At 68.4% G+C, this 5752-nt stretch carries 9 protein-coding genes; 5 read left to right on the top strand and 4 right to left on the bottom strand.

The genetic code is table 11. The features are described 5' to 3' along the window. Positions 1–499 (top strand): DUF2797 domain-containing protein (locus tag GRX66_RS15670; protein WP_159527371.1); only part of this gene is annotated, 499 nt, incomplete at its 5' end. 57 nt (positions 500–556) lie between these two features. Beyond that, positions 557–967, top strand: coding sequence for a hypothetical protein (locus tag GRX66_RS15675; protein WP_159527372.1), 411 nt, complete (start codon positions 557–559; stop codon positions 965–967). 125 nt (positions 968–1092) lie between these two features. Here the strand turns inward: GRX66_RS15675 and GRX66_RS15680 are convergent, their stop codons facing one another. Both GRX66_RS15680 and GRX66_RS15685 read right to left on the bottom strand, forming a co-directional pair. After that, positions 1093–2208: a glycosyltransferase gene (locus GRX66_RS15680; RefSeq protein WP_201293063.1), complete on the bottom strand. Its 1116-nt coding sequence runs from the start codon at positions 2206–2208 to the stop codon at positions 1093–1095. Between the two features lies 1 nt (position 2209). Continuing rightward, positions 2210–3295 carry a glycosyltransferase family 4 protein gene (locus tag GRX66_RS15685; protein WP_159527377.1) on the bottom strand — a complete coding sequence of 362 codons (1086 nt, stop codon included), beginning with the start codon at positions 3293–3295 and terminating at the stop codon, positions 2210–2212. Positions 3296–3369: 74 nt separating this feature from the next. On the opposite strand from GRX66_RS15685, the gene GRX66_RS15690 reads away from it, so the two are divergent. The 3 genes from GRX66_RS15690 (at position 3370) to GRX66_RS15700 (ending at position 4944) form a co-directional block, all read left to right on the top strand. Then, a complete protein-coding gene (locus GRX66_RS15690; protein WP_159527374.1) occupies positions 3370–3645 on the top strand; it encodes a ribonuclease P protein component 4 in 276 nt (91 codons plus the stop codon). Positions 3646–3796: 151 nt separating this feature from the next. After that, positions 3797–4039 (top strand): YhbY family RNA-binding protein, encoded by a 243-nt coding sequence (locus GRX66_RS15695; protein WP_159527378.1) that lies wholly within the window; start codon positions 3797–3799, stop codon positions 4037–4039. Continuing rightward, the gene (locus GRX66_RS15700) at positions 4039–4944 is read left to right on the top strand and encodes a mechanosensitive ion channel family protein (protein ID WP_159527375.1); all 906 of its coding nucleotides are present in this window, start codon (positions 4039–4041) and stop codon (positions 4942–4944) included. Before GRX66_RS15695 ends, GRX66_RS15700 begins: the two co-directional genes overlap by 1 nt. A gap of 27 nt (positions 4945–4971) precedes the next feature. On the opposite strand, the gene arsN2 is transcribed toward GRX66_RS15700, so the two are convergent. Both arsN2 and GRX66_RS15710 read right to left on the bottom strand, forming a co-directional pair. Continuing rightward, complete coding sequence (gene arsN2 / locus GRX66_RS15705) at positions 4972–5367, bottom strand: arsenic resistance N-acetyltransferase ArsN2 (RefSeq protein ID WP_159527376.1); 396 nt, start codon at positions 5365–5367, stop codon at positions 4972–4974. A gap of 2 nt (positions 5368–5369) precedes the next feature. Then, the coding region (locus GRX66_RS15710) for a cupredoxin domain-containing protein (protein WP_233745578.1) at positions 5370–5752 on the bottom strand (383 nt) is incomplete at its 5' end.

Here is a 5752-nt window from a genome sequence, read left to right on the forward strand (position 1 = left end):
GCCTGCCACCGAGGAGCACGCCGTCTACCTCGCGGCGTTCGCGCCGGACACCTTCAAGGTCGGCGTGACTCGCTCGTGGCGCCTCGACACCCGCCTCCGCGAGCAGGGCGCGGACCGCGCCGCCCACATCCGGACCGTCGAGGACGGCCGGCGCGCCCGACAAATCGAGTACGGCATCGCCGACGAGATCTCGGACCGCGTCCGCGTCCCCGCCAAGATCCGGGGGTTCGACGAGACGGTGGATGACGCGGCCTGGGAGTCGCTCGTCGCCGAGTACGATCCGATCGAATCGTTCGACTTCGAATACGGCTTCGAGGTGGAGCGCCGCCCCGTCGCGGAGACGATGGCGACCGGGACGGTCGTCGGGACGAAAGGCCGCGTCCTCCTGCTGGACCGCCGCGGGACGACGTACGCCGTCGACATGCGGAACCTCGTGGGGCACGACGTCACCGAGGGCGAGAGCGACGACGACGTCCAGTCGAGTCTCGGGTCGTTCTAGGCGTCGACGCGACTGCCAAAGAGCGCTTTTTTCCGTGCGGGCAGCCAAGCAGGTGGTATGCCAGACGACGAATCCGAATCCGACGGCGCCAACGGCGAGGACGGCGACTCCGAGGAGAAGTCGTTCCGCGAGCGAGTCGAAGAGATCCGCGAGGAACGCGCCAAGGAACGCGAGGAGGGCGACAGCGAGGGCGAAGACCCCCGCGAGCGCATGCAGGAAGCGATGGGGGGCGGCGGCGGTCCCCCCGGCATGGGCGGCGGCGGAGGCGGCGGCAATCCCTTCGCGCAGATGATGGGCGGCATGATGGGCGGCGGTGGCGGCGGCCCGCCCGGCATGGGCGGCGGCCGCGAGGAGTCCGGTGGCGGCGGTACCAGCGAGAAGGCCGAGCGCGAACTCGAACAGCTCCGCAAGGAACTCGAGCGCACGAACAACAAGCTCGACCGCATCGCGAACGCCCTCGAGGACTGACTGCGTTCCGCGTCGACGCGAATCTCCGACGTGTCTTTTCAACCGCTCCGCGACGACCAGCGACGCTGTTCGTCGCACCGAGTCCGAGCCATCGAGTCCGCCACGGCCAGAACTGTGGCTGTAGGTTACTCCAGGAGGCGCCGGTAGCGGTCGGCTAGCTTGTCGATGGCGCGCTCGACGCTGAGGTCGTCGCGCCGGGTGAGGCAGTTCGCTGAGAGGCGTTCGCGTTCGTCCAGGGTCCGCCGTATCGCCGCCCGGAACCCGTCAATGTCGCCGGGTTCGTAGTGGTAGCCGGTCTCGCCGTCCTCGATAGTTTCCTTGAGCGCACCCGCGTTCACGCCCGCGACCGGCGTGCCGCAGGCGTACGCCTCCTGGGCGACCAGGCCCTCAGTCTCAACGGGGCTGGGGAACGCGAACACGTCCAGCGCGGAGTAGAACGCCGGCAGTTCATCGCGCTCCAGGAACCCGAGGAAGCGGACGTCCACGTCGCGCTCGCGGGCTTCGGCTTCGAGGTCGTCCCTGGCGGGCCCGTCGCCGCCGAACACGAGCGTGACGTCGAGGCCGTCGGCGGCCGCCAGCAGGTCGAGGAGGCGCTTCTCGTAGCCGTGGCGGCCCGTGTAGCCGACCAGCGGCCGGTCCCCCGGGAGGCTGTAGCGCCGACGGAACTCCGCGTCGTCAGTCGGCGCGAAGTGCTGGACGTTGACTCCGTTCGGCAGCGGTTCGACGGGGGTGTCGACGCCGAGGTCCCAGACGTGGTCGCGGGTGCGTTCGCTCGGCGTCAACACGAGGTCCGCGCGGTCGAGGAACCACCGCTCCCAGCGCTCGCTGGCGCGGCGCACGACGCCGGTGGCGGCGTCCGGAACGACGTAGTTGGCGTACTCCGCCGTGGGCGTGTGGTAGGAGGCGACCAGCGGCAGGTCGTTCTCGCGGGCGTACCGCCAGCCGGCCAGCCCGAGCCCGAACGGCGTGTGCGCGTGCACCACGTCGGCCTCGAGGTCGCCGACGGCGTTCGGCGTGCGCGGCAGCGCGATTCGGTAGCCGTCGTAGAACGGGAACCGGAGGCTCGGCACCGGGTACTCGGACGGCGACGGGTCGTGGGAGGACTCGGGGTAGACGATGGGCATCTCGCCGTCGCGGTCCTGCCAGCGGTCGCGCCACGTCGACACGGTGTACGTCACGCCGTTCACCGTCGGGTGGAACGAATCGGTGAACGCCGCGACAGTCGGAAGGTCGCCGCTCACGTTACCCCTCCACGCGGCCGACCCTGGCGTCTTCGACGTCGCCGTCCACGAGGCCGCGGTAGATCGACGCCAGTTGCTCGCCGACGCGGTCCAGACTGTGCGCTGCTGCCGTTTCCCGGGCATTCTCGCCGAGGCGCTCCCGCAAGTCAGGGTCGACCGCGAGGCGTTCCAGTGCCGCCTCGAACTCGTCGAACGTCGAGCACATGAGACAGTCTTCGCCGTCCGTGAAGAACTCCCGGAACACGTCGATGTCCCGGAGGACCACCGGCTTCCCGCAGGCCATCGCCTCGAGCACGGCGATGCCCTGGTTCTCGACTTTCGCGGGGAACAGGTAGACGTCGCCCGCGCCGAACGCCGCTCGCTTGTCCGCCATGTAGCCCGTGAACGTGACGTTCTCCGGCGGGTCGGTCACCCACTTCCGGGTAGCCTTCCCGGCCTGTGGGCCCTCGTCGTAGGGGCCGAACCACGCGAAGTCGTAGTCCGTCGCCTTCGCGAGTTCGCAGAACGTCGTGAGGCCCTTGCGCTCGAAGACCTCGCCGACGGCGTACACCACCAGGCCGTCGAGGTCGAACCGCTCGCGGGTGTCCTCGCGGAACTGCTCGTAGCCCCGGAGGCTCTCGACGTCGACGCCGTTCGAGAGCTGTCGGATCGGCGCGTCCACGGGGTACGACTGGAGGACGCCCCTCGTGTACTCGCTGGGGCAGAGCACGAGGTCGGCCTGCGAGTAGAACCACCGCAGGTAGGGTTCGAGGAGCGGGGCGACGGTCGTCGACCCGCGGAACGACTCCGCGAAGTCCTCGCGAGTGACGTGGGCGTGCAACACCAGTGGAATGTCGTTTCGCCTGGCGTGCCGCGCGACGGCGACGCTGCCCGGGCCGACGAGGTTGCAGTGCGCGACGTCGTAGTCCGCGAAGTAGCCCTCGCCCGCGAACAGCGTCCCCAGGGACTGCACGGGGTTGCCGGCGCGCCACGGCGACTCCACTACCTCGACGTCGGTCCGCGAGAGGGCTTTGCGCTGCTGGCGGGTCGCGGTGACCATCCCCCCGCGGACGCCGTCCTCGAATTCGAGGTAGTTCAGTGTCCGCATCACGTGATGGCAAACCGACGGCGGCCGATAATCCTACCGGAACTGTCTTCTATCACCCACGCCCCAGCGTCGGTATGTCCATCGCGGCCGACCGCATCCAGCGCCTCCACGACCTCGCCCAGGAGGCCGCCCGCGACGGCGACGACGACCGCGCCCGGGAATACGTCCGCCTGGCGCGCCGCCTCGCGGAACGCAACCGACTGCGGCTCCCGCGGGAGTTCCGGCGCTCCACCTGCGACGCCTGCGACGCGTACCTGATTCCCGGGCGGAACGCCCGCGTCCGGACCCGCGACGGCCACGTGGTCGTCACCTGCGACTGCGGCCAGCAGTCGCGATACCCCTACGAGTGACGAATCGATCGCGATACCCCTACTTACGACTCCGTGATGCCAATCTCGGAGACGCGCGCGTCCACACGAGGCGGGTGGCTCAATCGACTCGCGGCCCGTCTCGCAAATGCAACAACTTTCAATGCGTAGCGGTCAGTACTACGCGTACAAGATGACCGAGGACTTAGCGAAGAAAGCCCACGAAGCTGACGTTACCGTCTGGGTCGGGAAGGCGGGGGTCGACGCAGTCGCCGACGAACTCTCCGACCAACTCGACGACCGCGACGTCGTGAAAGTGAAGTTCCTTCGGTCCGCCCGCGGCGAGGGTGACACCGACGACCTCGCCGACCAGCTCGCGGACCTCGCGGGCGCCGACGTCGTCGAAACCCGCGGGAACACGGCGGTGTATCAGTAATGCTCGGGGGAGTGAGCGGGTCCGTACTCCAGGTAGAGCCACTGCCATTCGTCGAGGACTTGATTCCCGAGTACGCGGGTGCGATCACGCAGTTCGTCTACTTCATCGCGGCGTTCATCGGCATCTACGCCCTCGGCCGGCTGCTCGTCCGGCCGCTGTTCGACCGGATGCTGCAGCGCCGCAACCTCGACGCCCACGCCCGCAAACCCCTGCAGAAGCTCGTGAACTTCTTGGTGGTGTTCGTCGCCGTCTCCGTGGCGTTCGGGTTCGCGGACTACGGGAGCTTCCTGACGAGTCTCGCGACCATCGCAGCGGCGGCCACGCTCGCCATCGGGTTCGCGCTGCAGGACGTCATCCAGAACTTCGTCGCGGGCGTGTTCATCTACACCGACGAGCCGTTCCGCGTCGGGGACTGGATCGAGTGGGACGGCAACTCCGGCATCGTCGAGGACATCAGCCTCCGCGTCACGCGCGTTCGGACGTTCGACAACGAACTGCTGACCGTGCCGAACGCGGTGCTCACCGGCGGTGTCATCAAGAACCCGGTCGCGAAGAACCAGCTCCGCCAGCAGTTCATGTTCGGCATCGGCTACGACGACGACATCGACGAGGCGACCGAGATCATCGTCGAGGAAGCCGAAGCCCACGAGCAGATCCTCGACGACCCCGGTGTCAGCGTTCGCCTCGCCGAACTCGGCGACTCCTACGTCGGGTTGAAGTCGCGGTTCTGGATCGAGGACCCGTCCCGGTCGGACTTCGTGAAAACCCGCAGCGAGTACGTTCAGCGCGTCAAGGAGCGCTTCGACGACGCGGGCATCGACATCCCGTACCCGATCCGGACGCTGGACGGGAACGTCGACGTGGATATCGCTGGTGAACCGGCGACCGAACAACTGGAAGGATGACGCAGTCGGCCCGGGACTGACCGGGATTCACTCGAGTTTCTTCTCCATGCACGTCGCGGTCGACGGACAGACGTCCGCGAACTGGCTCGTCTGCTGGAGGGTCTGCGGGGCGTTCTCGCGTGACACCGGCTGGTAGCCTCGACGCTCGAAGTACGCGGCTGCGGTCGTCGTCAACAGGGACGCGGTCGTAGCCCCTGCTCGCTCGGCGGCGGCCTCCAGTTCGTCACAGAGCGCGCCGCCGAAGCCGCGTCCGCGGTAGTCGTCGGCGACGACGACGGAGCGCACCAGTGCGGCCGAGCCGTGCAGCTCCAGGCCGCCGCCGCACACCACGTCGCCGCCGAGGCGACCCACGTAGAACCGGCCGTCGTCGCTGGCGAGGCGGTGGAGGCGTTCGCGCATTGTTCGAAGGTCGTCGCCCATCATCCCTACTCCTCCACCACGACGGTACCGACCATCTCCAGGGATTTGTGGGGAATGCAGTAGTAGCCGTGTTCGCCGGTCGTTTCGAAGGTCCGTACGTACGATTCGCCCTCGGTGACCGCGCCCTGCCCGTTCTCCCAGCCGGTCTCAGCGGCGTCCTGGCTGTCGAACTCCCCGGACGCCCAGTAGTCCGCACCCTCGGGAAGCTCGTTCTCGAAGGCCGTGACCGTGTGAGGTTCGCCGCCGGCGTGCGTCCACGCCACCGTGTCGCCGACCTGGACGGTGAGTGCAGCCGGCTCGAAGTCCACTGCCGTCATGTCGACGACGTGGTCGGCGTCCTCGGGGACGCCGGAGACGACGTTCGGACCGCCGGAGAGCTCCGGTTCGT

The organism is Halobacterium bonnevillei (genome assembly GCF_009831555.1).
In the GTDB taxonomy this organism is placed as follows: domain Archaea; phylum Halobacteriota; class Halobacteria; order Halobacteriales; family Halobacteriaceae; genus Halobacterium; species Halobacterium bonnevillei.